Genomic DNA, 26099 nt, shown 5'->3' with positions numbered 1-26099 from the left:
AGAAATCAGTTCTTTTGCTATTTATTCTTGGCCACGCGGCGCTTTCGGCGGCTGGCACACGTCACATTTACGCTGGTTTTTCGTATTGAATTTTGTAAATGTTTTCTCGAAATTATTGCCGCATGCACATTTAAACAGCAGCTTCTGAGAAAACCCATGATATTCTGTAGACAATAATTTGCTGTCTGAGTTTTTTTCAACAAATGCTTTAATTTCTTTAAAGGTCCATCGTTTATTCATTTTCTTACACCTCCATATTCTTTCGGGAAGCGGAGGCTTTTTGGCATCCGTTCAATTACGGCAAAAGCTGGTTTTGCCCTAAGTTCTATATTATAGCACGTGCTGTCCTATAAATATAAAATTTGTTTCTATTCTTATGAAATCAAAAGCTATCAGATCCTTTAAAGCGCGCTTTTCTGTGAAACTTTGCTTCTATCCCCACCACATTACCGTAACAAAAAATGCCCAGACAGATGCACTTGGAGCCGTTATGCACAAGATCATCAAATAGATTTCCCGATTTTCAGAAACAAATTCTTTCTTTTTGAACAGAAAAAAAATTAAGATTGCAGCTAGTGCATACAGTGAAATGCCACTAACAGTTAAAGCCGTCAAGTAGTAAATTGGCGCGATATCAACAACATTCTCGTTCAAAAAATATGCGATCCCTTGCCCGAAAACACATAAGATTGTAGCCGACACAAAACTGCCGATCACCCACGCAGTTAACTTTGTCATTTCCTGTCCCCTTTTCGATTAAAACGAATGAATTTGCAGGTATTATTTTGCGGTTAACGAAATAGTACTTTATCTAGGAATATTTGGGAGGCACTTGAATGTCACAGTCTATTTTATACAATCAAGGAAACAATAAACCCACAATCGTCGCAATCCCAGCACTTGGAGAACGGAAGGAAATCTATGAATCCTTAGCTGAAAATCTGAAGGAATTCCAGTTGTTGGCTATCGATTTGCCTGGCCATAATAATGAGGCAAGCAAAAACTTTTCAATTGAAACCTATATAGAAGAGCTTAAGAGACTTTTAGCCGAATTATCAATTTCCGAAGTCCATCTTATAGGCAATTCAATCGGAGCTTGGATCATCCAACATTTCTATAAAAAATTTCCTGAAATAGTCCTCAGCATCACTTTGTTGGATGGAGGTCATTATTTCATAGGCGATTATAGCGGCGGTGAAGATGAAGAAATTGAACTTTCTGCCGTTGAAAAGCTCGAAGATTTACAACAAGCCATCCAGGAACAAGTCGAGGCAATGGATATGCCATCTTTTATGAAAGAGAAATTTACTGTGTATCTGCTCGGCAACTTTGTAAACAGAGATGGAATATATGTCCATCATAGCGATGCAGTTGCAGTGAATGCACTGTCTAAAGCCGTTACCAAAACTAACTATTGTCTAAAGGAAGAATCTGACGTTCCTCTTTTGTTGTTGCTGGCTGATAAGGAAAAAGACGAGTCTGAAGCAGAGAAAAAAGTGGCCTTCCGTCTTTCACAGTCAGAGGCGATCATCAAGGTTATCCCGAAAAGCCATCACCTTTTACCGATTACCAACCCTGCTTATGTATCCGTTCATTTTAAAGAGCTAGTGATGTCATTGAAACAATAGAGTGTCCAAAGAATGCATCAAGGTTACATCCCTTCTTTATTTCTGCCTTTTTTTATTAAAGCAAACAGACTGACAATCCCTATTATAAGAAGGATGCCCATGCTGACGATATAAAAAGCGGACTTGGCAGTTTGGCTTAAAAAATCTATGTTGCTCACTGCGGCTGCTCCGAGTACACAAAATAAGATGATTGCTAAAATGATTCGATCTTTCATAAAAACGCTCCTTATTGGAAAATTATAAGTGATAACTCCTCTACTTAATTCAAAGCACTCAATATACTTTCTTGATCGGGTTATATAAAATCATACTCTTCAACATTCATCAGCAATTGGACAAGCTTCTCGAACAATTTTCGCTGCGCAGAATTGTGCCAATCTTCTGGGGTATCGGCCATCAGCCACATCACTTCATCAAGAAATACATGTTGAATGGCTTTCGGCCAATAGGATTTTTCTAGCGGTGACAGGGCCACCGATTCTTCATAGCCTGTTAAAAACAATTTCCATTGGCGCGAAGTAAATGGCTGATCTGGTGCAGTTTCCAGTTCATTGTGAAACAGTAAAAGAACCAACGCCAAATCGAAAATCCGTGGGACCCAACCTGCATTATCCGGATCAATCAAATAAGGGTCGGGAGTATAGATCAGGTTGTTCGCTTTAAAATCATAAGGCGTGGCAACGTGGGGCAATGCAGCTTGATTTAAGTCTTCTTGATTGTGGACCGCTTGCATAAGCCGGTCTTCCAGCTTGGGAGATATTTCGATATCGTATGCTGATGAATTCTGGGTGATTTTTTGAATGCCTTCTTCTGCTTCTTGTTCATTAAAATCATATGCATCATAGGGACTTAAATTAAATTCATTTTCATTGGAAGAAAGAGCGTGGATCTGGCCGAACAGTTTACCAGCTTCCTGGATTTCACTGTCCAGTCCTGAATAAGTACTTCCCTGAATAAACGGATACACGACATATATTGCGCCATCAATAGCCATCGGATTATCCGTGGTCATGGAAACAGGTACGACTACGTCAATTCCCGACTCTTTCAAACTTGTGGTGTAGGCCATCAGACGATTTGCTTTAAGCATCGGACTTTGGGTTTTTTTGATGATATATTCTCCTCCAGGTTGAGTGACCCGGTACACAGGAGAAAAAGCATAAATGCTGATCGGCTCATCTTCCGCATGGAATCCGAATTTATTCAGTATGTCTTTAGCGTTCATTGAAATGCTCCTCTACTGGTTTATATCCACTACTAGGTGAAAGATGATTCATTGCCTGCTTAGGATTACCTTTTACATACATCAACACTTTCCCTTATCTTACCAGTACGTGGATATAGTTGAAATACTTGTGTGTTATCTTTCACTTAAAATCAAATGAATTGGAGGTCTGGAGATGATCCTTATTTTGGCTATATACATTGCTCTGTTAAGCTTTTCGGTAAGCAAGTTTGCCGGAAACAAGCGGCACCGATGGATTCATTCCGGATACATGACAGCTTTCCTGCTCCCTTTTTTGGTTTACGCCATTTTTATGGGAGTCATCGCGCCTATTGTACAGGCCGGAATCGGTGTCAGCTTTTTCGGCTTTATTTTTGCTGTTGCTACATTGGTTAATGGATTGGCATTCTTGTATATTGGCTATGCATCCAAAAAACTGCGTGAGGAATAAAGAAAGTCCGAAACAACTCAAAAAGGACAATCCACAGAAGATTGTCCTTTTCTATTAACATCTTACATATCTCCGTTTAAATCCGATTCTGCCTTTATCCAGATCCTTTTGAATGCTTTCATTGGCATTCAAAAAACTGCTCTTTTTATTGTCCCTCTTCATTTCGATTACTCCCACTTCTTTTGAAACTTCAACCGCTTTTTCAGTAAGCGGTCTATAAGAGATACCAACCGTGTATAAAAAATTATTCATTGCAGATTTCGTTCGTTCAGGCGAATCGTGTATCGTATGTTTAACTCGATCCAACATTGAGGCGATTTTGCTTTCGGAAAATTCCTGGTCCTTCCGGCTCCCCAGAAGCCAGCAGTAACAGCTCCAACCTGCAGACATCTTCAGCTCTTCGCCGCTGTCTATCCATTTGTCGGCTACTTCCTGTGCAATATCCGATTCCGACAACGTTACGGCTACAACATAATCTGATAGCATGTAAAAATATGCGCCATCGATCCACCGCTCAAAATCTGTTGCGGCCATGGCTTTCGGATCTGCGATAATACCTGCAAAATACATGGCATCATAGTTGCCGGTCGCGTAAAGCTGTTCTGCTAATTGCTGGTCTCTTTTGATTTGCTTCACTATCGGTTTCATCGCCCCCGTAGCCACTCCATAAACCGGTTCGTGTGCACCATTGGATACGTACATTTTCTTCATCCGCTCTTTGCCCAGCGCTTCAAGTTCCTGCATTACTATTTCGAAATCCATCATTTAGTCTCTCCTTTCAACAGCTTTCACATTTCCGGGTAAATTTCATAATTAATGCATATAATTCTGGCTGGCTCATTATCCCGACTAAGACATAGTATTTGCATCTTCCTACCTCCACTTTCAGTATATTCACTGAAATCCGAAATGTATATCCAATTTCTTACACAAATAGAAATAAAGCTGATATTATAGATTTATATTGCAAAGGTACTTTTTACTAAAACGGAATAAAGAGGGATGACATTGAAAGTTATAAAAGGCAAGTACAGTAATGCAAAAGTGTTTACAGACAATATTGACGATGTTACGGTATCGCAAATCGAGGGGTTCTTAAACGAAGAATTGACAGCAAATGCACAGGTCCGCATCATGCCGGATTGCCACGCCGGAAAAGGTGCCGTCATCGGGACTACCATGAAAGTGATCGATCGTGTGGTCCCGAATCTGGTCGGCGTGGACATTGGCTGCGGCATGCTATGCGTGGAAGTTCAGAAACCGGATGTTGATTTCGCCAAGTTGGATGCGGCCGTAAAGGCATTCGTCCCTTCTGGCCAATCCATCCGAACTGCCGCTCATGACTTTATCAAGCATGTAGAGCTGGACCGTGTTTTGGCGAACTTCTCCAGAGATACAGCTGCTGGAACTAAACGATTTCACGGATACGATGAAAGACGCCTACACCACAAGTGTCAGCCAAGACACAATCGAGGAGTCGCCTTTTGCATACAAAACGATGCAGGAGATCATCGATAATACGAAAGTAACCATTGAGATTCAGTCTGTACTGAAGCCCGGCTACAATTTCAAGGCTACAGAATTTCAAGACTGGAGAAAGAACAAATAAAAGAGCGGCTTTCGCTGCTCTTTTTTGATTGAAACTATAAGGTGTTCTCTCCGTCTAGCACTACAGAGCTGAAATAGTTTAGAAGTTGAAGGAGTGAATCCGATGAAGGCAATTTGGTTTTTAGCGCTGGTCTTTTTATTGGGCGCTTGCCAAGGTGACGCAACATCCCAAATCTCCGCCAGCCCAGATGAAAATTCTGAAGACACTCAGTATCAAGCGGAAACTGAAATCAGTGGAACCATTACTGAAATAGAGGATGACAAAGTTTTGGTGGAATTATCGCAACAAATTTCAGCAAATGAAACCGTAATGTGGATTCGAGTGAATGATAAAACGGTCATTACCGACTTCCAAGAAACCCCTCTAACCGGGGATCAACTTATAGTTCAAGGGGAAATAAAAGCCATCTTGGGAGACACATGTGCAGAGTCTATTCCGAGAATTTGTTCTGCGAATAAGCTTTATTTGCGGGCAAATAATTGATTTCACATATATTTTTCAGTCAGCGCATCGGCTTTTAACGGTTTACTGAAGTAATAGCCTTGTATAGTGAAACAATCTTTAGCCGTAAGAAAAACCAATTGTTCTTCGGTTTCTACGCCTTCAGCGATGATATCCAACCCGAGATTTTGAGCTAATGCAATAATCGTGCTGGTGATGGCTGCATTGTCTTTGTCTTTTGTGATATCCGCCATAAAGGATCGATCCACCTTTAATGTATCAATCGGAAAATTCTTCAAATAGCCTAAAGATGAATAGCCTGTTCCAAAATCATCCAATGCTATTTTGACGCCAAGCATTTTCAGCTCTTTCATTTTATCTATCGTAAAATGGGTATTTTTAAAAATCTGATTTTCCGTTAATTCAATATGCAAAAAATCAGGAGCTAAACCTGTTTCAGATAAGATGGATTCAATCATCGTTAGCAAGTCGTCTTCTTCAAACTGGCGTCCTGATAGATTTACAGATACAGTCATATCTGTATGTCCCTGCTCATGCCATATTTTCAACTGTTTGCATGCATTCAACAACACCCATCTTCCAATTGGAACAATCAACCCTGACTCTTCAGCTATCGGAATAAAATCAAGGGGAGAAATCATTCCTTTAATCGGATGGTTCCATCTTAGCAATGCTTCTGCACCCATAATCTGATTGTTTCTACTATCAATTTGAGGCTGATAATAAATCTCTAGCTCTTCATTTTCCAAAGCTTTGTACAACGCATTCTCCAGCATTATATTTTCGAGGCTTCTGTCGCTCATTTCACTTCTAAAGAAATGATGGTAGGTTCCAGACTTTTCCTTGGATTTGTACATGGCAGCATCTGCATTTTTAATCAAGGTTTCAGCTGACTGACCATCTTGAGGGTACAAACTAATTCCGATACTGGTTTTAATGTAGACATCACTTCCTTTTAACGAAAAAGGCTCAGCAAAAGAATTCACTATTCGTTCCACTAGGTTCAAAACTTCGTTATGGTATTGGAATTCCGGCAATAGAATGGTGAATTCGTCTCCCCCTTGCCGGGAAACAATAGCCTCATCAGGAACAGTACGTCTTAATCGGTTTGCGACATCCCTTAAGAGAAGATCTCCATAGCTGTGGCCCAAACTGTCATTAATCATTTTGAACCGATCTAAATCCAAATAAAAAACTGCTATATTGCCTTTTGATTTTGCTGCTCTGCTTATTTCCTGTATCAAGAGAACCTCTAAAAGAATCCGGTTCGGCAAATCAGTAAGTTTATCATAATAAGCTAAATATCGAATTTCTTCTTCTAATCGCATTCTTTCCGTTATATCCCTGAACGTAACGACTTCTCCTATGATTTCACCATTTTCTTTTATTGCCGAAAGTACATATTCAACCGAAAAAGAAGTGCTGTCTTTTTTGCGGAATTTTACACCTTCTTTTATCGAAGATGAACTTTTCATGGATAGCTGAGCTTTGTCAAAAACTGATTTATAAGAATGTCCGATCAGTTCACCTTTTTCATAACCCAGGATAGAGTCGGTTGCCGCATTACAGAAAGTGATTTTTCCTTCCAGATCAAACCCAAAAATACCTTCACCAACTGAATTTAATATCAATTCCTTTTCCCGGCTCAAGCTTCCCAATTCAGCAACAACTTTTTCTAATTCATTATTTTTTGTCTGGATTTCTGAAGTTCTTTCTTCAATAATTACTTCTTGTTTATCCATGTACAGCAGATTAGATAGTGTAGAGGCAGTGGCATCGGCTATAGATTGTGCCAATTGTATATCTGATTCACTGTAGGCTGATGCGTTCTTTTCAAACTGCACGAGAGCCAAGGCACCCAAAACTTCTCCCATAGCTACAAAAGGAATCATAAGCATCCCTTCAATACCGAAAGAGCGGCATACTTCCTGATTCGGTCTTTCATCTTTTGTCACATCTGCAATCAGCAATGGCTTTTTCGTTCGGATCACTTCGTCGAAAACCGGGTCATTTGAAGGGTCAAAGCGCAGCTCATCATGTTTCTCCAGCCATTCTTCTTTATCCCAATCACTTTTTTCACTTAAATTAGTAGGTTTGATTTTTGCACCAGCCAAAGGATCCAGTAAATGAACGCCAATATTATCGTTTTTTAAAACAACGCTGATATAATGGAAACATTTATCCATAACAGCCGCAATCGAGGCACTCATAGATAAATCCCGAGTCAGGTCCAACAGCAATTGTTTTTCGGAAATGAGATTTTCTTTGCGCGCTAAATTGTTCGTGTTGCGGATGGCAACACCTGCCATATTGACATAGGCTTCAACCGTTTGTATTTCATCAGGTGACAGATTCATTGGGATCCCATAGTCAAATAAAAAAACGAGCCCATACAATTCTCCTTCATAGGAAATAGGAAGTGCCAACAAAGATTTTATTCCGAATCCTGCCACTGCTCTTGGGTCCGGGCGACGGTCTTTAGCTGTGTCAGGTATGTAAATTGTTTTTTGAGTTTCAATTACTTCTTTTGCCAATAAATCAAATTTCGTATCAATCAAGTGCATATCCAAGGTCATTCCGTTTATTACTTCAGGTTTACCAACATATCCTCTGAAATTACCATCTTCTTGAGGCAAATAAATACCGACAGAATCACATTGGACAATTTCTTCCGATATCGCCGTGATGACATACTCCATCAAAGGCCGCAATTCGAACTTGGAATTTATTAATTTTGTTATATGAGCTAACCGAGAATATCTAGTTTGTTCTTTTTGCATTTGAAGATCCTCCGTCTTTTCCTAGATATGCATCAGAGCTATTAGGTATATTTTTATCATCATGAATGACATTATAGAAATGAAGTCTATTCATTTTAGTGACTTTCTCATTATTCTACCATTTTATTTCATTTAAAGGTCAAAAAGTTTGTTTTATATGGTTAATTTTGGATTTTAATTCATTGGTTAGAGAGGATCTTTGATTGGAGAAAACGAGAGGAGTTGAATATAATGCTCCATTTTTCGGAAACAGAGACTAATGAAAACGAGCCCATTCTCTTTATCCATGGAATTGGTGCGGGCCGGTGGATGTGGTGGCAGCAAGAAAAAGCATTCTCGGATTACCCGATCATCCTGGTGGATTTGCCAGGGCATGGAAAAAGCGTTTCTGTCCCCTGGGTCAGCTTAATGGATACTACTGATTTGATTGCAAAAGAAGTCATAAAAAACCGGACCGTTCATGTAGTCGGGATATCATTAGGTGGCCATGTCGCCTTGGAATTGGCGAAACGGCATCCCGACAAAATTCTCAGCGCCTTTATCAGTGGCATTACCGCCACACCCATGCGCTTTCAATTTCTCCATAAAATGCAATCCCGAATTGTCCAAAGAGAAATCCAAAATGAACGTTATCTCAATAGAGTCGCCCGTGGCTATTATCATTTGCCTCCCGATAAAGCAGCTGAATTTTGTGCGAATTATCAGCTGCTGACACGCAAAACTTATGAAACCATTTGGAAGGAAATTATGCAGTTCCAGCTGGATCCGTCGTATGGAAATATTGCTGTTCCCTGCTTGTTCACAGCAGGGGACCAGGAATCTCCCGGTATTTTGGAAGCTGTAAGTCTAGCTCCTGAATTAGTCCCAAATTCCGTAGGACGTTTGATTCCTGGCGCCCAACATGCTTGGCCGGTGCAAAAAGCGCATGAATTTAACCAACTGTTAAGAGATTGGCTAAACTGCCTTCCTCATGAAAAACATGGTGAATAGCTGTTTGGCGAGTTGCCGTCTGAAGATAAGCTGAATACCAATCGGCTATTTAGACATATAAAGTTCCTGTTCCAATAGTAGAATGTCCAGCCACTTCTTAGTCGTTTCATTGCTTGCCTCTAATTCCTGATAAGCTTTCAGCAACTTTGTTTTCTTTACCTTTGTGCTGAGAGAATCCATTTCATTTTTCCCTCTATACATGATTAAGTTCTGTGCAAAATTAATTCTGGCTTCCTCTAAAGAGTAATCTCCATTGGGTCCGCCCCAGACTTCTTTTTCTTGAAGATCGTTTTGATTGTCATCTTCCCAATCACAAAGCAGGCATATCTCATAATCGCCTCTCGCCTCTAATGTAGGACTTCCGCAGCAACGACATTTTTCTCTGCTCATTCCGACGCTCCTTTGGTGTTTTATTTATCTTTTTCAGGTAAATCCCTCTTCATATCAAATCTAATACAATGTTTCCCGGTAGCTCTTATCCAGAATTTTTCCAATCGCCTCTTCATCCGCATTCGGCAACTTCGCGTGAGCCGCCAATATTTTCGCGCCTTTTGGCAGCTCTCCTTTGTTCCTCCATGTATCAGGGCTCCATAATTCTGAGCGCCTGAACGCCTTGGCGCAATGAATAAAGCATTCTTCCACATCGACGCCGATTCCAAGAAGCGGTCTTTTTCCGTTTACTGCCATTTTTTCTAACAATTCTTCATCATGGATCACACTGGCTTTTCCATTGATGCGCAAAGTTTCGCCGAGTCCCGGTATGAGAAACAGCAAACCGATATTCGGATTCGACAAGATATTCCGCATCGAATCCATCCGCTTATTGCCGGGCCTTTCAGGAATGATCAATTGCTTTTCATTTAACACATAGACAAAACCGGCTGCGTCTCCTCTTGGAGAGACGTCGCAAGAACCCAATTCATCAGCCGTTGAAATCGTCAAAAAAGGTGACTTCGTGATAAAATCTCTGCAATGTTCATCCAAGTATGAAATCACTTTATTGTTCACCAGTTCACTCGGGTTTCCCGTAATTTCGCGAAGTTCTTCTATCGTCTGGATTGTATTCGGAAATGATTGTGTGGTTTTCATCGTTTTAAATCTCCTCTCATTCTAATGCCCTATTTCTTTTTTCTTTTTCTCTATTGTAACTTAAGCAATGATGCAACATCCATGCGATTCAAAAAGACTGCTTTTCAAGAGCCCCACAATTATTTCGCTCCATAAAAATATGCCTGCAACATGTTTTGTCACGTTGCAGGCACCCGGTTAATTTCTACTATAAGAACCCTAGATCAGGAGTTTAATTTTTGCAGTCATTCATTTCCGTTACGGCTGCCTTGTATTTGTCGAAATCGAATTCGACGCTGTTCGGTTTGTAGAAAAAGAGAATGGATTCTTTTTCCCCTTGTGCCAGCAAGAACGTAACAACGGCTTTCGGGCTGTCCATATCAATTCCCGCTTGGTTGGCATCAGCCAGCTTCATCAGGATGTGTTCCGGTGTTTTGCTCAATTCAAGCTCCCCTTTCCTGGTTGCGGTAGATTGCGGATGTCCAAAATGGTCGGCAATTCGTTGAAATCTGGACGGCGGGTCATTTCCATCAAGAGACGCGCCGTTTCTTCCGGACTGCTGAGCAGTCCGCTTTCCTTGTAGTCAAGAAACTTGTCAATCAATGGAAAGTCGGCAGCTTCACTTTGGCGAATGGTCTGTTGCATGGCAGTATCGATGATTCCCGGTGCCACCGACACCACTTTTACATCATCATTTTCCGCATCCAGACAAGAACTGAAATGATCGAGTCCAGCTTTTCCGGCACAATAAGCACTCCAGCCTTCATAGACTTTACGCCCCGCTCCTGAAGACGTGTTGACAATTTTCTTATCAGCTGAATTGCTTTTCAGCTGCCTGATAAAAGCACCGCATAGCAGCATTGGCGCTGTCAAATTAAGGACGATGCTTTGGCTGACCTGAGTGGCATCGTTAGTATGTGCGAGCCCAATCGGTTCAATCGTTCCAGCGTTATTCACCAAGACAATGGTTTCCGTTTCTCCAGGAATCAAGTTCAACGCTTGCGCAATAATTTCTTCGATCGCGTCCAGCCTTGTCAGGTCAAACGGCAAAAAATGTCCTCCCGGCCAATTGTCCGGCTCAGTGCGTGCAATTCCAATAACTACATGACCCGCAGCATTGAGCTGGCGGCTCCATTCAAAACCGATTCCTTTAGATGCACCAGTAATGATATAGGCTTCTTTTGCCATTATTTCTCTTCACCCTTTTGGAACATGATTTCTCCTGCAACGACAGTCATGACTGCCTGAGCCTCCAGAATCTGTTCTTCATTTCCTAAGAACAGGTCTCGATCGAAAACGGTGAAATCGGCGTCGAAGCCTTCCCGGATGATTCCGCGCACGTCTTCTTTGTAAATCGCTGCCGCACTGCCGCTTGTATAAAGCTGAATGGCTTCAAAACGTGACAGTTTTTCTTCCGGCTGATAGCCTTCATGCAAATCGTAAGGCTTTCTGCGCGTAACTGCCGCATAGATGCCCAGACACGGATCCACTTCTTCAATCGGCGCATCTGATCCACCAGCACAAATCAAGCCTTGATTGAGAAGCTTTTTCCACGCATAAGCCCATTCCAAACGGCTTTCACCAAGACGCTCCACGACCCAAGGGAAGTCGGATGTCACAAAGCTTGGCTGAAGATCCAAAGCCACATTGATTTTCTTCATGCGCTCCACTAGATCTTCTCGCACCACCATTGCATGGATCAGGCGATCTCGCTTGCCTGCAGGCACCGGATGCGCTTCGATGGCATCCAATGCCATTTCCAGGCCCAGGTCTCCGATAACATGAATGGCTACCGCTTCACCGTGTTTCCGCGCAATCGACACCAAGCGTTTGAACTCTTCATCCGACTGGATTGCAACACCGACCGTTGATGGATCATCATTATACGGCTTGCTCAACAATGCCGTACGGCCGCCGATCGAACCATCCGAAAAGATTTTCATTGGGCCTGGGTCGACAAACGGCTCTGCGTATGTGGCGTTTTCCATCATCTCTTCAAAAGCACTATGGGCTCTAAGCAGATGCGCACGGAATTTCACTTCGTTGCCGATGACATTTTTAAAGGCCTGCAATGGACGTGAATAATGGCCGTAATACCCCATGTCTTCTGTATGGGCACCTGTTAAGCCAAGCGACAGCAAATTGTCAACTGATGTTTGCAGGGCACGCGTCAAGTATTCGACGCTGACTTCCGGCACCTGGTCGGCGACAAGGTCCTGAGCTGCATCCAGCAAGTAACCCGTGGGTTCGCCGTCTGCATCACGGACGATCACACCGCCTTCTGGATCCGGACTGTCTTTGGTGATGCCTGCAAGAGCCAACGCACTGGAATTGGCCAGGATGGCATGGCGGCAAACCCGCTTCAGCAGCATCGGCGATTCACTGATTTCATCAAGCTCAGAGCGATGGAAAATTTTGCGGTCAGCAAAATTATTTTCATTCCAGCCTTCTCCAATAAACCACTCATCTTTTCCTAAGCCTTTTGTGGATTCGATCAATTGTTCACGCATCTCCTCCGAACTTTCGATCTTCGACAAGTCGACACGCATTAGTTTTTCTCCGTGTCCGATCATATGCATGTGGCTATCGGCAAATCCAGGGTACATAACCTTCTCGCCCAAATCGACTTCCCGTTCTGCAAATTGCTTCAATTCCTTGTATGTACCAATTTTCTCTATGCGATCATCAGACACTAATACCGCTTCTGCAGTAGCGCCTTCATCTTCCATTGTATAAATCGTTCCCCCATGCCATAGCACTTTCATCTAACCACTCCTTTTCTCTCTTCCCATCATAAGTTTATTCGCCTCGGCATTCAATACGTTTGATTTGAATTTTTCACTCAACTTTCCGTAAAGCATGATGCCTTTCATTTATGGTATACTGTTTTTACTTATAGAAAGCAGAGGTGAACCCTCCCAGTCGGAGGGACGAATTGGACAGTATACTCATTCTCAATTTGTTTTTGGTCGCTCTTTTAATCGGGCTGACCGCTTTATTTGTTGGATCGGAGTTTTCAATTATTCGCGTCAGGATGTCCCGCATCGATCAACTTGTATCAGAAGGCAATAAAAACGCCATCTTGACGAAGAAAATCACCAGCAACCTGGATTATTATTTATCCGCTTGCCAATTGGGAATTACAGTGACGGCACTCGGCCTTGGTTGGTTGGGTGAGCCGACTGTCGAACGGATCCTGCATCCGGTTTTTGAAAACTTTGGAATCGAAGAGCCCACTGCGTCGATCTTTTCCTTTATCATCGCGTTTACCGTTATTACTTTTTTGCATGTGGTGATCGGTGAATTGGCTCCGAAAACTCTGGCGATTCAATACGCTGAGAAAATGGCCTTTATCTTCGCCCGCCCGCTCTTTCTGTTCGGCATCATCCTGTCCCCGTTCATCTGGCTGATGAACGGTTCTGCCCGTTTGTTGCTGCGTGCTTTCGGCATTGAGCCGGCAGAGCATGAACAGGCCCATTCGGAAGAAGAGCTGAAGATCATCATGACGCAAAGTTACCAAAGCGGTGAAATCAATCAAACGGAATTATCGTATATGCAGAACATCTTCTCATTCGACGAACGGCTGGCAAAAGACATCATGCTGCCGCGGACACAAATGGAGACCATTTCGCTTGAGATGAGCCATGACGATTTGATGGAGATTGTACGTGACCATCAGTACACCCGTTACCCAGTCACCGAACATGGGGATAAGGATGACATTTTGGGTTTCATCAACGTTAAAGAAATGCTGACCAATTATACTTATAAACAGGACTTGAACGACAGTCTTGTGGTCCACGATATCCCCTTCGTGCATGATATGGCCCCTATACAGGATGTCTTGCTGAAAATGCAGAAAGAGCATGTCCATATGGCGATTGTCGTTGACGAATACGGCGGAACAGCCGGCGTCATCACGATGGAAGATATTTTGGAAGAAATCGTCGGAGAAATCCGCGACGAATTCGATGAAGACGAACGCGACGAGATCAAGGCCGTCGACATCAATAATTATTTACTGAATGGACGCGTACTGTTATCAGACTTGGAAGAGCGTTTTGCCATCGAGTTCGATGACAGCGAAGACGTCGATACCATCGGCGGCTGGATTCAATTGAAGAACACGGACATCAATGAAGGCGAATCAGTCTACCTGCCGACCCATACCATCACTGTACGCGAGATGGAAAACCATCAGATTATCCGTGTACTGTTGACACGCACCGCTGAACGAAAAGAATGATTCAAAAAAATCCCCGACAGCTAAAACAGCTGTCGGGGATTTTCCAGCTTGTAGTCAAAAGAATATTTATGTCGTTCAAAAGGGAATATGCAATTTATTGTCTTTCTATTGGATCCTGCACTCCAGGCGGACGCTTTCCTGCGGGCTTGCGCCGAACTAACTCGGACTGGCGCCCGAGTGGATTTCGGCACTTCGCTATCCCGCTGGAGTCGCCGCCTTGCGCTTCGGATCTTTGTATGAAGGAGTTACCAAGTTTATTGGGACGATGGTTTCCGGATCTTGACTAGCAGGCTATTTCCTTTGTTTGAAGCTACACGCCCACGTCGGGCCGGCCACGGAGACTCCTGTGGGAGCAGCGCAGCGATGCAGGAGCACAGGTTTTTCCAGTGACGTGGAGGCTGAAACTGAGCCCATGGAACGCGAAGTGGCCGGAACGGTTGGGGTATGCACTGCTATTCATTTTGGAAAGACTTTGTCTACAGTCTGAAAAAATCCCCGACAGCTAAAACAGCTGTCGGGGATTTTCTTATTTGCTATCCAATAATGATTTTTCGTACTCAAACTTTTTCATCAGCATCTCACCCGAATAACCCTCTTCGATCAATTTTGCCAAGATCGCTTTTGTTTGCTCATCTGCTGCTTCAGGGTGCTCTCCCCGGTCGAATTCGACAACGTTCTCCCCGTCTGTAATCCAATCCGAAAAACTGCCCATGTAGAGTTTCAGCTGGTCATAGCCTTTTTCAGCCATGATGGCATAAAGAGCGGCTGCCGTTACGCCGCTGCCGCAATAAACTACTGCAGGCTCATGCTGCTGGACGATGTGGCTGATGTCATCGCTTAGCTGGAACTCTCCTTTAGAAACAAATTGAGCCCAGTCCAAATTCCGTGCTCCTGGAATCCGCCCGGCCACTGGATCGATCGGTTCTTCCAGCCCTGCATAGCGTGCGGCGGAACGTGCATCCACCAGCACACCCAGCTCATCGCCGCTGATGACATTTTTCACGTAGGCCTGATCAGCAAAAAGTTCATCTTTGAACTCGATTTTTGCCTCAGTTGGCTGGGGATTCGGCATTTCAACAGAAACGGCGATTCCCTGCTCTTTCAGTTTATCAAAGCCTTTTTGGCTGATGTAAACCTGATCAAAACCTGCATATTTCAAGAGCCACCAGGCACGCGCCGCATATGGTGAGCCCCCTTGATCGTAAATGACAACAGAATCCTTGGGGTCCAAGCCGCTTGCTCGAATCAGTCCAGTCAATTGCTCAGTTGACGGCATTGGGTGCCGCCCATTAGAAGAGGACATATCGGACATGTCTTTTTCCAGATCCCAAAAGACTGCTCCTGCCACATGCTCTTGCTCATAAAGCTTTCTGCCTGCTGATGGATCTTTTAAATCGAATCGTGCATCTATCCATTTATGGTTTTCGGTATCGGTCGTTTCAATAAACACTGACATCGTCTACACCCTTCCGTCCATCAAATTTGAATACAGCTCTTTCCATTGTGCCAATCGTTCAGATTGCTGCAGCAAGGTGCGTTCTGAATCAATTTGGTCGACTGCTTGGCGAAGCATATGCTGGCGCAAGCCTTCCGCTTCCTGCTCAATCCAAAATTCAGCCCAGTTGCCCAGTTCTTTCTTCTCTTTTTCCAGGTAACGCAGCGCATCCGGCTCCATCATGGCCTGCAGCGCATCACGCAGCTTCTCTTTTTCATTCTTCTCGAAGAAGCTCTTATTGTTCTTGTAATACGATTTGACCGAAGAATAATCGGCCTCCATGAACGGTTTGGCAATTTCCAGGGTCCCGGCTTCCTGAACTTCATATGGAGTAAACGAGAAGTCGGGATTCAATTCTTTCAATTTGGCAGCATCTTCCTTGAAGCGCGATTCCAACCTCTTTTCGATAAACTGGCCAAGACGGAAATTGGTGACGCGCAATTCCTGCTGGAAATCAAAACCGGTCATTTCATTCATATCCTGCAAAGCCGTATCCAATGCCTGCTGCGCAGGTTTATTCGAGAACACAGAAGGGTTGAATGCTTCCTTGAAGAAGTCGTTAAAACGGTAAAAGACCCGTTGGTTGACGTAATACAGCAATTCATCCAATTCCTGCAGAGCTTCACGTTCCAATAGTTTGGCGATCGATGCACCGAAAAGGATGCGCAACTGCTGTTCCAACTGCTTGAGCTCCTCCAAGCGTTCGTCTTTACGCAGCAGGTTCTTTTCCGTATGTTCAATCAAGCTGCGGAAGCGGTCCACTGCTTTTTGCTCTTCTTCTGCAAGCGACTGGACCGCCATGCCTTTCAGTTCTTCTTTCAGGAAATGCTGGAACGCTTCCTCAAACTCCGGCATTCCCGAATGTTCCCGGTCACGCAGTGCCAAAAGGCTGGACACGCCGAACAATCGTGGGAAACGGATGCCAAAACGCTGCAACTCGTCTTTTACATACGTAACGACCGCATCTTTTTCCTGCTCGTTGTTAGCCAGGTCGATAGCGTTGACGACAAAGAACATCTTATCCATTTCAAAAGCGTCTTTGACTCGTCCAAGCTGAATCAGGAATTCCCGGTCCGCACGTGCAAAGGCGTGGTTGTAGTACGTGATGAACAGGATGGCATCGGCATTGCGGATATATTCGAACGCCACATTGGTATGCCGCGCATTGATGGAATCCGCTCCCGGTGTATCCACGAGCGTCACACCATTGCGCGTCAGTTCGCAATCATAATAAAAGTCAATTTCATCAACGAAACAACTTTTCTCTTCTTTTGCTACATATAAGCCAAACTCTTCACGGTCTGTACGGATGGTTTCACCCAAGCGATCTTTAAACACCGGATAGCCCTTGTTGAAGGCAGTGATGAATGATTTATGAACCTGTTGCTCGGTTGGTGTATTTTCGGGCAGTTTTAAAGACTTGGCATATGCATCTTCCAATGTGGAAACTTCCACTCCCAGGACATGAAAGGAGTTTTTTACATCTTCTGTCATCTGTGCACGTGTCTTCAAACGTACATCCGCTGTTTCGTGCGGATGCTGTTCCGTAACTGGCCGGATGCGGTTGATAGTGGCTGTTGTCGGGTTTGGTGATACCGGCAAGACCGTTTCTCCCATCAAGGCATTTGAAAACGAAGATTTACCGGCACTGAACGCACCAAATAAAGCAATCGTGAATTCCTGCCCTTCCAGGCGTCCAGCTTTTCGTTTCAAATAGGCAGCCGTTTCAGCAAAACCTTTGATCGGGTCGATTACTTCTGCGGTTCTGTTGGCACGCTCAAGAACAGCCATTTCATCGAATGACGCCACTTCAAGCGTTTCTTCCTGCTGTTCTTGTACTTCCTGCTGCTGCTCATTCTTTTCAAGCATAGCCGGATTGAATTCTGTCATTTCTTCAATAGAGACTTCAAATTCTTCCAACCATTGATCCACTTTTTCTTCGGCTGCCGCTTTTTGTTTCGGCAACATGGCTGAATAGGATTTTTTCACTTTTTCGATTTTGCTGTCCATCTCTTCGAGCGTTTCGATGGCCAATATTTTCTGAGACAAGATTTGTGATTTCATGTCGATTTCTGTATTGGCATCATCCGTCAAACCTTCGAACTTTTCTTCCTGTGCTTTTTTCCAGCCATCCGTTTCACGGATAAACCAGCGCTGCACAGCCGTCGAAATGCTGGTGGCAAAGTTCAGTACGGCATCTCCAGTTGTGGAAGCACCTTTTGGCGTTTGTTCTTCAACGACTGAAAACGGCACTTCAAACACCATATCATCAATTGCCAGTGATTCAGTATCGGTCAATATTCCGGCATCCTTCAATGAAGACTTCATCAATTTTTTCAAATGGTTGGTGATCTGAGAGGAAACAGTCAGTTCCAGCCGTTCAGCCACATCCAGTTTCCGCTTCTGCCGTTCTTCTTCTGTCTTTTTTCCGCTGAACAGCATGCCGACTTTAAAATTCGGCTGCACCGACTCCAAGTAGCTGGTCAAGGCGCTGCGCAATTCATAAGGCATGATATTCGAGTTTTCCAGCAGTTCTTTGCGGCTCTTCTCGAACTTGGCTTGCCAGTTTTCGAAGTCCTGAACGGACATCCGGCGGGACACCAACGCGTTTTCATTTTTTAGGTCTTCGCGCATTTCCCATTCTTCCGGATCGAGTGTATCGGAAAACGCCTGAAGACGCTCTGCTTTTTCATCTTCCAAAAACTTGATGTGTTCATCCTTCAATTGGCTCAAAGCTGAATCAGAAGCTTCACCGATATGGCCTTTCCAATCCTGCATAGTCGAGGACACCAAGCCCTTGACCTTCTCAAAATCATTGCCCGGAAAATCGAAATCCTTCAAGGACGTGAAGAAGATGCCTTTTGGAACGACTCCCCATGCTGCAAACGAGTCATAGACCGATTGCTGGAAATCCGCAAAGCTCATTTCACTGCTTTGGTGTTTATCGATCTGATTGACAATCAAATACAGCTCCGTGTATTTCTGCAATTCTTTCGTGAAATTGAAATTCAATTCGGACTGAACATGGTTATAATCCATGACATAAAAGACCATATCCGCAACGTGCAGTGCCGACTCTGTCGACAGGCGGTGGGCGTCGTCTGTTGAATCGACACCTGGCGTGTCCATTACAGTGATGCCTTTAGGCAAGACCGATGCTTGGTGGCCAATATCGATTTGAGTAACATCCCCGCTCTTGCAGAATTCTTTGACGGCGTTAAAATCATAATTCTCGGGAAAGTAGACAGGCTTTTCGTTGCGCATATTGACGATGGCAAAATCCGTATCCGCTTTCTGGACATTGACGATATTGGCGCTGGTCGGAATCGGACTGGACGGCAAAAGAGTCTCCCCAGTCAGCGCATTGATCATGGATGACTTGCCGGATGAAAAATGTCCGGCAAAACCGATGATGAAATTGTTCTTCAGAATTTTCTTCGCAAATAAATGGGCTTTCGCTTCACGCTCAGTATCTTCATTGTCTTTGAAGATCTTGTAGAGATGCGCCGTTTCAAGTAATTCTTTTTTATGATCCAGAACTGTCATTTAGAAATCTCCTTCTCCGCTTACTGTTCTCTATCATATCATTTTTAATGGAGAACGAAAAACTTCCTTCCCGAAATTGGGAAGGAAGTCCGTATTCTTATGAAAACCCGTGTATGGACATGCCGCCATCGACGAAAAGCGTCTGCCCTGTAATATAACTCGCTGCGTCTGAAGCCAGAAATACGACGGGCGAAGCCACTTCGGGCAATTCCCCGACACGTTTCATCGGCGTCACTGCCAGTATCGAATCCAGGTATTCGGGATCGTTTAAAATCTTCTCCGTTAAAGGCGTTTTGAAATACCAGGGCCCGATTGCGTTGACCCGGATATTCTTCGGTCCCCATTCCATCGCCATCACTTTGGTCATTTGGATGATGGCTGCTTTTGACGCAGCGTAAATTACGCCGGTCTTCAAGGCACGGTCTCCGCCGACTGAACTAATATTGATGATGGAACTGCCGCTTTCCATCTTTTTGACCGCTTCCTGTGAAAACATAAAAACGCTTTGCGCGTTTGTGTCCATAATTTGATGCCATTCCCCATCGGTTGCATCCGTCAGAGAAGAACGGATATTCATTCCGGCATTATTCACCAGAATGTCAATCGCTCCAAACTGATCCATCGTTTTCTCTACCGCTGCCTGGATGTCACTGCGCTTAGTAATATCTGTACGTATGTATGCGGTGCGGCCGTTGCCGATTTCCTGCTGGGTCTGTTGCAGGTCCGATTCGGTGCGTGCCACCAGCATAACATTAGCTCCAGCTTCTGCCAGCGCCATGGCGATCGCTTTTCCGATGCCTTTGCCTGCACCTGTGACAATTGCTGTCTTGCCGTCTAAACTGAATGATTTCAACATCTTTTATCGCCTCCGCTCCTATTATAATCAAACAATTCGGCAATTGTCTTATAAATTAAACAAAGCCACCGTGAATTTCACGGTAGCTCGTTGGTTATTTATCCAATTGGTAAATCTTCGAATACTTCTCTTCCAGGTAATCTGCCAAGTAATCCGGGTTTAATCCTTCTCCCGTAACTTCCTTGAGGATTTCCAATGGTTTTTTAAACGCCCCATGATGATGGATGTTTTTGCTTAACCATTCACGGATCGGTTTGACGTTCCGCTCTGCCAATAACTCATCAAAATTCGGCAAGTCTTTCAGCATGGCATCCTTGAACTGGGCTGCGTACATATAGCCAAGTGCATAAGAAGGGAAGTAGCCGAAGCTCGCGCCAGCCCAATGGACATCCTGCAGTACACCTTCTGCGTCATTCGAAGGCCGGACACCCAAATACTCTTCGTATTTATCGTTCCATAGCTGCGGCAAGTCACGAACCTGTAAATCTCCATCAAACAAACCTTTTTCGAGCTCGTAGCGCACCATGATATGCAATGCGTACGACAATTCGTCTGCTTCGATGCGGATCAATGATGGTTTTGATTCATTGATGGCCCGCACGTAATCCGCCAGTTCCACATCAGCAAACTGCTTAGGTGCGTACTCCTTCAATAAATTAAAGTTGTTTTGCCAGAAATGTTCGTTGCGGCCGATAAAATTCTCACAGAACAAAGACTGTGATTCATGGATCCCCATTGATGCGCCCGTTTCAATCGGCAAGCCAGCCAACGCTTCGCCCAAGTTCTGTTCATACATGGCATGTCCGCCTTCATGAATGGTGCCGAATACCGCATTGCGGAAATCGCCTTCGTCGTACTTGGTCGTTACCCGGATATCCTGGCGGTTGATCGAAATCATGAATGGGTGAACCGTTTCATCCAATCTGCCTGCTTCGAAATCGTAGCCTAGCTGTTCCAGCATTTGACGGCTGAAATCCTCCTGTGCTTCTTTCGGGAAATGCTCATAGAGAAATGCCGTTTCGGGTTTATTCGGTGAAGCGGCAATTTTTTGCACCAACGGCACGATGCGGTTACGCAATTTGCCGAAGACTTCATCTAAAATCTCTGTCGTCATGCCCGGTTCATACTGATCGAGCAACGTATTATAAGGGCTGCCATTTTTCTCGCCCCAATAGCCGATCATTTTTTTCGTGCTGCTCACCAAGTCCTCTAAATAAGGAAGGAACATTGAGAAATCCGAAGCATCTTTGGCAGTTTCCCAGACCGATTCCGCTTTGGACTTCAAAATGATGAATTTCTTGTATTCTTCAGGAGGGACTTTTTTGCTCAAATCGTATTCTTTGCGCGCTTCTTCTACGGAACGGCGGATATAAGGATCCAGTGTTGCCTGATTTTCTTCTAAAGAAGAAAGCAGTTCGCCAAACTCATCTGAAGTCGATAAATTGAATACTTCTGCAGACAACGTACCGATGCTCTCAGAGCGTAGTTCTACGCCTTTTTTGGGTGCACCTGTCCGCAAATCCCAATACAATAATGCAATTGCTTCTTCATAGCCTTTGATCTTGCTGAAATGCTCGGTAAACTGTTTTTCGAGTGACACTTAAATCCCCCCAATGCTTGATGAGACTATTGTATCACAACAAAACCAACAGCTTAAAAGTTTTCAGCAGGGACCGGCAGAATTGTTTCCCATAAATGTTCTACGCGCAGTTCGTCTTCATTCAGCAATAGATGAATTTCGCCGTAATCCTTCGAAGTACGGATCAGGCGGCCTATTCCTTGCTGGATACGCAGCTGCATGAATGGCAAATCGATTTCTTCCAACGGGTTGTTGCTGAACTTGCGTTTGGCATCAAAAACAGGATCCTTCGGAGGGAACGGCAGATCCACGATGATGACTTTCGTCAAAGCTTCACCAGGCAGATCCAAACCTTCCCATAAATGATACGAACACAAAATCTGGAATTTGCCTTCCTGAAATTCTTTGACGACCGTCGACAGCTCACGATCTCCTTCGAATTCAATGGTGTATTGATGATCCAGCGGCAAAGATTTCTTGAAATTGTCCATCTCCATTTTTGAAGTAAACAAAACAAGCGATTGGTCGCCCGTGCTGAACAGGTCATAGACACGTTCAAATTTCTGCTGCTGCTCCAGTGGATGTTTAAAGATTTTCATGACGTCTTCATAATCAAATGGAGACGAAACAGAAAATGATTGGTATTTATCGATTCCGAGACTATCAGACAAATAAGTGAAATCTTTTTGAATCGATAAGGTAGCAGAAGAAAAAATGATCGGAATTTTTCCGTCAAACAGTTTTTCGTCCAAAATATCGGTAACGAGGCGCGGCATGATGACCAATGTCTCGATCTCATCTTTTATTTCCAGCCATGTTACCGCGTCGCCTTCTTCTACAAACAAACGCATCGAGAAGGTGTATTGCTCAAAATATTCTTCAGCCAAGCGCAGCTCGTATTCAGGAATGGTGAAAAGCTCGCCTTCAAAGACGAATTCTTCCATCATCAAATCAATGTGGCGAATCAGCAATTTGCCGACTTCGACTAATTCCGGAGCTTTCGCGATGGCTTTGCGGTCTTCAGTACTTGCGACGGTATGGATGCGCAATAGACGGAAAAACTCATTGTGGAGATCTATGGTCTGCTCGATCATGTTCAATGTTTTTTCACGCATGCCATCGGAAAGAATGCTTTCTGTCACATCTTGAAGTGTACTTTCCTGCACTTCGTAAGTCAGTGCGCGCTGTGCGGAGAATTCGAGCAAATGGCCTTCATCAAGAACAATTTGCGAGAATTCCGGAAGCAAAGGCGTCTGCCCTTCCCGTTTGCGTGCTTCTTTTGTCCAAATATGCTCCATCAGGAAATCATGAGAGCAGATGACAAGGTCTGTCGCCTGACGGTAATGGTTGCGGTGGATGGTCTGCCCGCATTTATTGCGCAGATCGCAGGCATTGCAGTTTTGGATCGGATGGTAATTGACCTGCTGCCACTCTTCATCCGTAACTTCCGGATAGCTTGAGCGTTCGCCGTAAGGATAGGTATTTTGCATGGAATAGGTTTTGTTGACGAATTCCGGCAGGCTGAATTCGATATCATCCAGAAAATCAGCATCGCTGCGTTTTTTTGCCCCTTCAAAACGCTGGAGGCATAGATATTGGTCACGTGATTTCGCCAGACGGACATCGAGGTTCAAATCGAACAGATCATTCAAACGGTCGACATCCCCGCCTTTTTTGACCAATTGCTCGATCAGCGTTTCGTCCGCACATGAAATGAGTGCCGGTTTTCCGGTATAGCGTGCATAAGCGATCGCAGGAAGCAAATAAGCCATGGTTTTCCCAGTCCCTACTCCGGCTTCCGCAAACAGCACCGCTTTTTCTTTCAAAGCCTGTTCAATTTGGAAAGACATGAAAATCTGCTCATCGCGCAAGTCATAGCCTTTTTCAGGCAGCTCATCGTAAAACACATCGCCGATCCAATCATTGAGTGATTCAAAGAAAGTTTTGTCCTTTGTTAAAGGAAATGGTAGTGGTTGTCTCATAAACTCTCCTCACAGAGAAACGGAAGAGCCGCTGCCCTTCCGTTTCGTCTCATTTATTTTTTAGAACGTTCTCCCCAGAATTGGAAAAGATCCGTACGGATAAACCCGTTGAACAATTTACGTTTTTTGGTTGCCGGCTGCCCGTATAGGGTTTCGAAACGTCCCATAGACGACAGCATATACACCGACCAAGTCGGGTGTTGTGCAAAAACTCGGCCCATGTCAGCAATCATTTCTTCAATGATTTCAATCTCACCGATACGTTCGCCGTATGGCGGGTTGCCGACGACTACGCCGTTTTCTTCCGTTGCGACAAAATCCTTCACTTGGCGCTGCTCGAAGCGGATCAAGTCGCCAAAACCGGCTTCCCGTGCATTTTCTTCCGCTACTTTCAACATGCGGTGGTCGATGTCAGTTCCCAGAATATTAAGGGGTTGGTCATAGTTCGCCAACTCTTCCGCTTCTTCGCGGACTTCATCCCAAATCTTCTGGCCGATCCACGGCCATTCTTCGCTGTCAAAATCCCGGTTGTAGCCAGGTGCAAGATTTTGCCCGATCATCGCCGCTTCAATAGCGATTGTACCTGAACCACAGAATGGATCTACGAACGGACGGTCCGGCGTCCATCTTGATAACTTCACCAAAGCTGCAGCCAAGGTTTCTTTCAATGGCGCTTCCCCTTGATCCAGACGGTACCCACGTTTATGCAGTCCAGCGCCGCTTGTATCGATGGACAATTGAACTTTGTCTTTCAAAATTGAGACTTCAATTTTAAAGCGCGGCCCTGTTTCATCTAAGAATGAATTGCGGTGATACGCTTTTTTCAAACGCTCGACAATCGCTTTCTTGACGATCGACTGACAGTTTGGCACACTGTGCAACGTCGATTTGACCGATTTCCCTTGTACCGGGAATTCAGCGTCCACCGGCAGGAATTTTTCCCACTCGATGGCTTTTGTCTGTTCAAACAATTCATCAAAAGTATAAGCGTTGAATTCACCGGCGATGATCTTGACGCGGTCAGCTGTCCGCAGCCACAGATTTGTTTTGGCGATATCGCGTTCGTTTCCTTCGAAAAATACTTTGCCGTTTTCTGTCTGTGTTTCATATCCTAATTCTTTAACTTCGTTGGCTACAATCGACTCTAGGCCCATTGCGGCTGTTGCGAGCAATTTAAATGTTGTCATAACGACTCCCTCTCCAGTTGTTCACTATTTCAGTTTTCGGTGTTTGTTTTATTTTTCATCAATCGCAAGAAAAATACGTATGAAGAAATCGCGCCAGGCGGACGCCATGCCGAAAGCGGCCGAAGCGATTATAGAAATTTTTATATTTCAGCACAAGCACACAGTTAAATTAGTAGGATCTAACCAGCCCTGCTCAAAAGTTTGTCTCACAATATGAAGAAAAGCTCCCCCGACAGGAGAGCCTTTGATAAGCATTTTAAGACCATGTGAAATTCTATAAGCCATGTTTTGTTTCCACGTACTCAAACGGTTTGCACCTCGTACTAGTGGACAGCAACCATCTATCTGCAAACTTGCGTCTGCCTCTTCATCGGTTCATTTCCCTCAGAAAAGTGCCCCTACCATAATTTGGGTTTCTCGCTCACGGGGTTTACCTCGTTCCACCTGTATAATTTCTTATACAGCTCCGTCACTGTGGCACCTTCAGGGTATTTCGGCCATATCCGAAGACTTAGGCGTTCTACCCGCCGTCAGCTATTGCTAGCTGCCTCAGCTTATTGTTTCACTGAGCGCGATCACTACGGTCATCTCAGAACCGTGCGAGCATGGACTTTCCTCTCCAGCTAAAAAGCCGGAGCGATTGCCAGAATTTCAAATGGCTTTACTAGTATACGTCATTTGGCGCAATAAAACAATGGTTTTACTTATTATCCAGCTTGTTGCCGAATACGTGGTTCTCCAAATGGGATAGGCGGCGCAGAATATCAAAATTCGTTGTGCCTGGAGCCGGGGTTGCCTGTTTTCTTGGAGTATCTTCCAATTCCATACGCAAGCGTTTGTTTTCATTTTGCAATTGTTCAATCCGTTTTGAAAATGCTTCGTAATCCTGGATGATTTCATCGAGGAAATGATCTACTTCATCCTGATTATAGCCGCGCATACCTGTTTTAAAATCTTTTTCCAGTATATCTTTAGATGTGAATTTATTTTCCATT

At 44.2% G+C, this 26099-nt stretch carries 24 protein-coding genes and 1 other RNA gene; 6 read left to right on the top strand and 19 right to left on the bottom strand.

Translation table 11 applies throughout. From position 1 onward, the window contains the following. Window positions 1-21 precede the first annotated feature (21 nt). Complete coding sequence (locus tag H9630_RS04645) at window positions 22-240, bottom strand: hypothetical protein (RefSeq protein WP_191714291.1); 219 nt, start codon at window positions 238-240, stop codon at window positions 22-24. 192 nt (window positions 241-432) lie between these two features. Further along, window positions 433-738, bottom strand: a complete 306-nt coding sequence (locus tag H9630_RS04640) for a hypothetical protein (protein ID WP_191714290.1) — start codon at window positions 736-738, stop codon at window positions 433-435. Window positions 739-836: 98 nt separating this feature from the next. On the opposite strand from H9630_RS04640, the gene H9630_RS04635 reads away from it, so the two are divergent. Then, window positions 837-1628, top strand: coding sequence for an alpha/beta hydrolase (locus tag H9630_RS04635; protein WP_191714289.1), 792 nt, complete (start codon window positions 837-839; stop codon window positions 1626-1628). Window positions 1629-1651: 23 nt separating this feature from the next. Here H9630_RS04635 and H9630_RS04630 read toward each other — a convergent pair whose 3' ends face one another. Further along, complete coding sequence (locus H9630_RS04630) at window positions 1652-1843, bottom strand: hypothetical protein (protein WP_191714288.1); 192 nt, start codon at window positions 1841-1843, stop codon at window positions 1652-1654. A gap of 80 nt (window positions 1844-1923) precedes the next feature. Continuing rightward, on the bottom strand, window positions 1924-2853 hold the full coding sequence (locus H9630_RS04625) for a phosphotransferase (RefSeq protein ID WP_191714287.1): 930 nt from the start codon (window positions 2851-2853) through the stop codon (window positions 1924-1926). A 175-nt stretch (window positions 2854-3028) separates the two neighbouring features. Here H9630_RS04625 and H9630_RS04620 point away from each other — a divergent pair, with 175 nt between their 5' ends. Beyond that, on the top strand, window positions 3029-3304 hold the full coding sequence (locus tag H9630_RS04620; protein WP_191714286.1) for a hypothetical protein: 276 nt from the start codon (window positions 3029-3031) through the stop codon (window positions 3302-3304). A gap of 54 nt (window positions 3305-3358) precedes the next feature. Here H9630_RS04620 and H9630_RS04615 read toward each other — a convergent pair whose 3' ends face one another. Further along, the gene (locus tag H9630_RS04615) at window positions 3359-4066 is read right to left on the bottom strand and encodes a DNA alkylation repair protein (protein WP_191714512.1); all 708 of its coding nucleotides are present in this window, start codon (window positions 4064-4066) and stop codon (window positions 3359-3361) included. A gap of 246 nt (window positions 4067-4312) precedes the next feature. On the opposite strand from H9630_RS04615, the gene H9630_RS04610 reads away from it, so the two are divergent. Continuing rightward, complete coding sequence (locus tag H9630_RS04610; protein ID WP_191714285.1) at window positions 4313-4822, top strand: RtcB family protein; 510 nt, start codon at window positions 4313-4315, stop codon at window positions 4820-4822. A 193-nt stretch (window positions 4823-5015) separates the two neighbouring features. Next, entirely contained in the window at window positions 5016-5396 is a 381-nt protein-coding gene (locus H9630_RS04605) for a hypothetical protein (protein ID WP_191714284.1), read from the top strand. A gap of 2 nt (window positions 5397-5398) precedes the next feature. Here H9630_RS04605 and H9630_RS04600 read toward each other — a convergent pair whose 3' ends face one another. Beyond that, window positions 5399-8155 carry a sensor domain-containing phosphodiesterase gene (locus H9630_RS04600; RefSeq protein ID WP_191714283.1) on the bottom strand — a complete coding sequence of 919 codons (2757 nt, stop codon included), beginning with the start codon at window positions 8153-8155 and terminating at the stop codon, window positions 5399-5401. 231 nt (window positions 8156-8386) lie between these two features. On the opposite strand from H9630_RS04600, the gene H9630_RS04595 reads away from it, so the two are divergent. Continuing rightward, window positions 8387-9145 carry an alpha/beta fold hydrolase gene (locus H9630_RS04595; protein WP_191714282.1) on the top strand — a complete coding sequence of 253 codons (759 nt, stop codon included), beginning with the start codon at window positions 8387-8389 and terminating at the stop codon, window positions 9143-9145. Window positions 9146-9190: 45 nt separating this feature from the next. On the opposite strand, the gene H9630_RS04590 is transcribed toward H9630_RS04595, so the two are convergent. The 5 genes from H9630_RS04590 to H9630_RS04570 form a co-directional block, all read right to left on the bottom strand. Then, window positions 9191-9535, bottom strand: a complete 345-nt coding sequence (locus H9630_RS04590; RefSeq protein ID WP_191714281.1) for a CPCC family cysteine-rich protein — start codon at window positions 9533-9535, stop codon at window positions 9191-9193. Window positions 9536-9595: 60 nt separating this feature from the next. Continuing rightward, complete coding sequence (locus H9630_RS04585; protein WP_191714280.1) at window positions 9596-10234, bottom strand: pyridoxamine 5'-phosphate oxidase family protein; 639 nt, start codon at window positions 10232-10234, stop codon at window positions 9596-9598. Window positions 10235-10445: 211 nt separating this feature from the next. Continuing rightward, window positions 10446-10655, bottom strand: a complete 210-nt coding sequence (locus H9630_RS04580; RefSeq protein ID WP_191714279.1) for a hypothetical protein — start codon at window positions 10653-10655, stop codon at window positions 10446-10448. Next, on the bottom strand, window positions 10652-11401 hold the full coding sequence (locus H9630_RS04575) for an SDR family NAD(P)-dependent oxidoreductase (RefSeq protein WP_191714278.1): 750 nt from the start codon (window positions 11399-11401) through the stop codon (window positions 10652-10654). The genes H9630_RS04580 and H9630_RS04575 overlap by 4 nt, the downstream gene beginning before the upstream one ends. Beyond that, a complete protein-coding gene (locus tag H9630_RS04570; protein WP_191714277.1) occupies window positions 11401-12978 on the bottom strand; it encodes an amidohydrolase in 1578 nt (525 codons plus the stop codon). The genes H9630_RS04575 and H9630_RS04570 overlap by 1 nt, the downstream gene beginning before the upstream one ends. A gap of 170 nt (window positions 12979-13148) precedes the next feature. Here H9630_RS04570 and H9630_RS04565 point away from each other — a divergent pair, with 170 nt between their 5' ends. After that, window positions 13149-14459, top strand: a complete 1311-nt coding sequence (locus tag H9630_RS04565; protein ID WP_191714276.1) for a hemolysin family protein — start codon at window positions 13149-13151, stop codon at window positions 14457-14459. A gap of 526 nt (window positions 14460-14985) precedes the next feature. Here H9630_RS04565 and H9630_RS04560 read toward each other — a convergent pair. From H9630_RS04560 to gpsB, 8 genes are all read right to left on the bottom strand, one after another. Next, entirely contained in the window at window positions 14986-15915 is a 930-nt protein-coding gene (locus H9630_RS04560; RefSeq protein ID WP_191714275.1) for a sulfurtransferase, read from the bottom strand. Window positions 15916-15918: 3 nt separating this feature from the next. Further along, window positions 15919-19500 carry a dynamin family protein gene (locus H9630_RS04555; protein ID WP_191714274.1) on the bottom strand — a complete coding sequence of 1194 codons (3582 nt, stop codon included), beginning with the start codon at window positions 19498-19500 and terminating at the stop codon, window positions 15919-15921. 97 nt (window positions 19501-19597) lie between these two features. Further along, window positions 19598-20356 (bottom strand): SDR family NAD(P)-dependent oxidoreductase, encoded by a 759-nt coding sequence (locus H9630_RS04550; protein ID WP_191714273.1) that lies wholly within the window; start codon window positions 20354-20356, stop codon window positions 19598-19600. A 94-nt stretch (window positions 20357-20450) separates the two neighbouring features. Further along, a complete protein-coding gene (locus H9630_RS04545; protein WP_191714272.1) occupies window positions 20451-21956 on the bottom strand; it encodes a carboxypeptidase M32 in 1506 nt (501 codons plus the stop codon). A gap of 53 nt (window positions 21957-22009) precedes the next feature. Continuing rightward, window positions 22010-23917: an ATP-dependent DNA helicase gene (locus H9630_RS04540; protein ID WP_191714271.1), complete on the bottom strand. Its 1908-nt coding sequence runs from the start codon at window positions 23915-23917 to the stop codon at window positions 22010-22012. 53 nt (window positions 23918-23970) lie between these two features. Then, the gene (locus H9630_RS04535; RefSeq protein ID WP_191714270.1) at window positions 23971-25104 is read right to left on the bottom strand and encodes a THUMP domain-containing class I SAM-dependent RNA methyltransferase; all 1134 of its coding nucleotides are present in this window, start codon (window positions 25102-25104) and stop codon (window positions 23971-23973) included. A 272-nt stretch (window positions 25105-25376) separates the two neighbouring features. After that, window positions 25377-25756, bottom strand: an RNA gene (gene rnpB / locus H9630_RS04530) — RNase P RNA component class B. A gap of 48 nt (window positions 25757-25804) precedes the next feature. Next, window positions 25805-26098 (bottom strand): cell division regulator GpsB, encoded by a 294-nt coding sequence (gpsB, locus tag H9630_RS04525; protein WP_191714269.1) that lies wholly within the window; start codon window positions 26096-26098, stop codon window positions 25805-25807. Window position 26099 lies beyond the last annotated feature (1 nt).

Origin of the sequence: Planococcus wigleyi (genome assembly GCF_014836985.1) — a bacterium.
Taxonomy (GTDB): domain Bacteria; phylum Bacillota; class Bacilli; order Bacillales_A; family Planococcaceae; genus Planococcus; species Planococcus notacanthi.
Note: the sequence above shows the minus strand (reverse complement) of the source record. Positions and strands in the feature narration are given on the sequence as shown.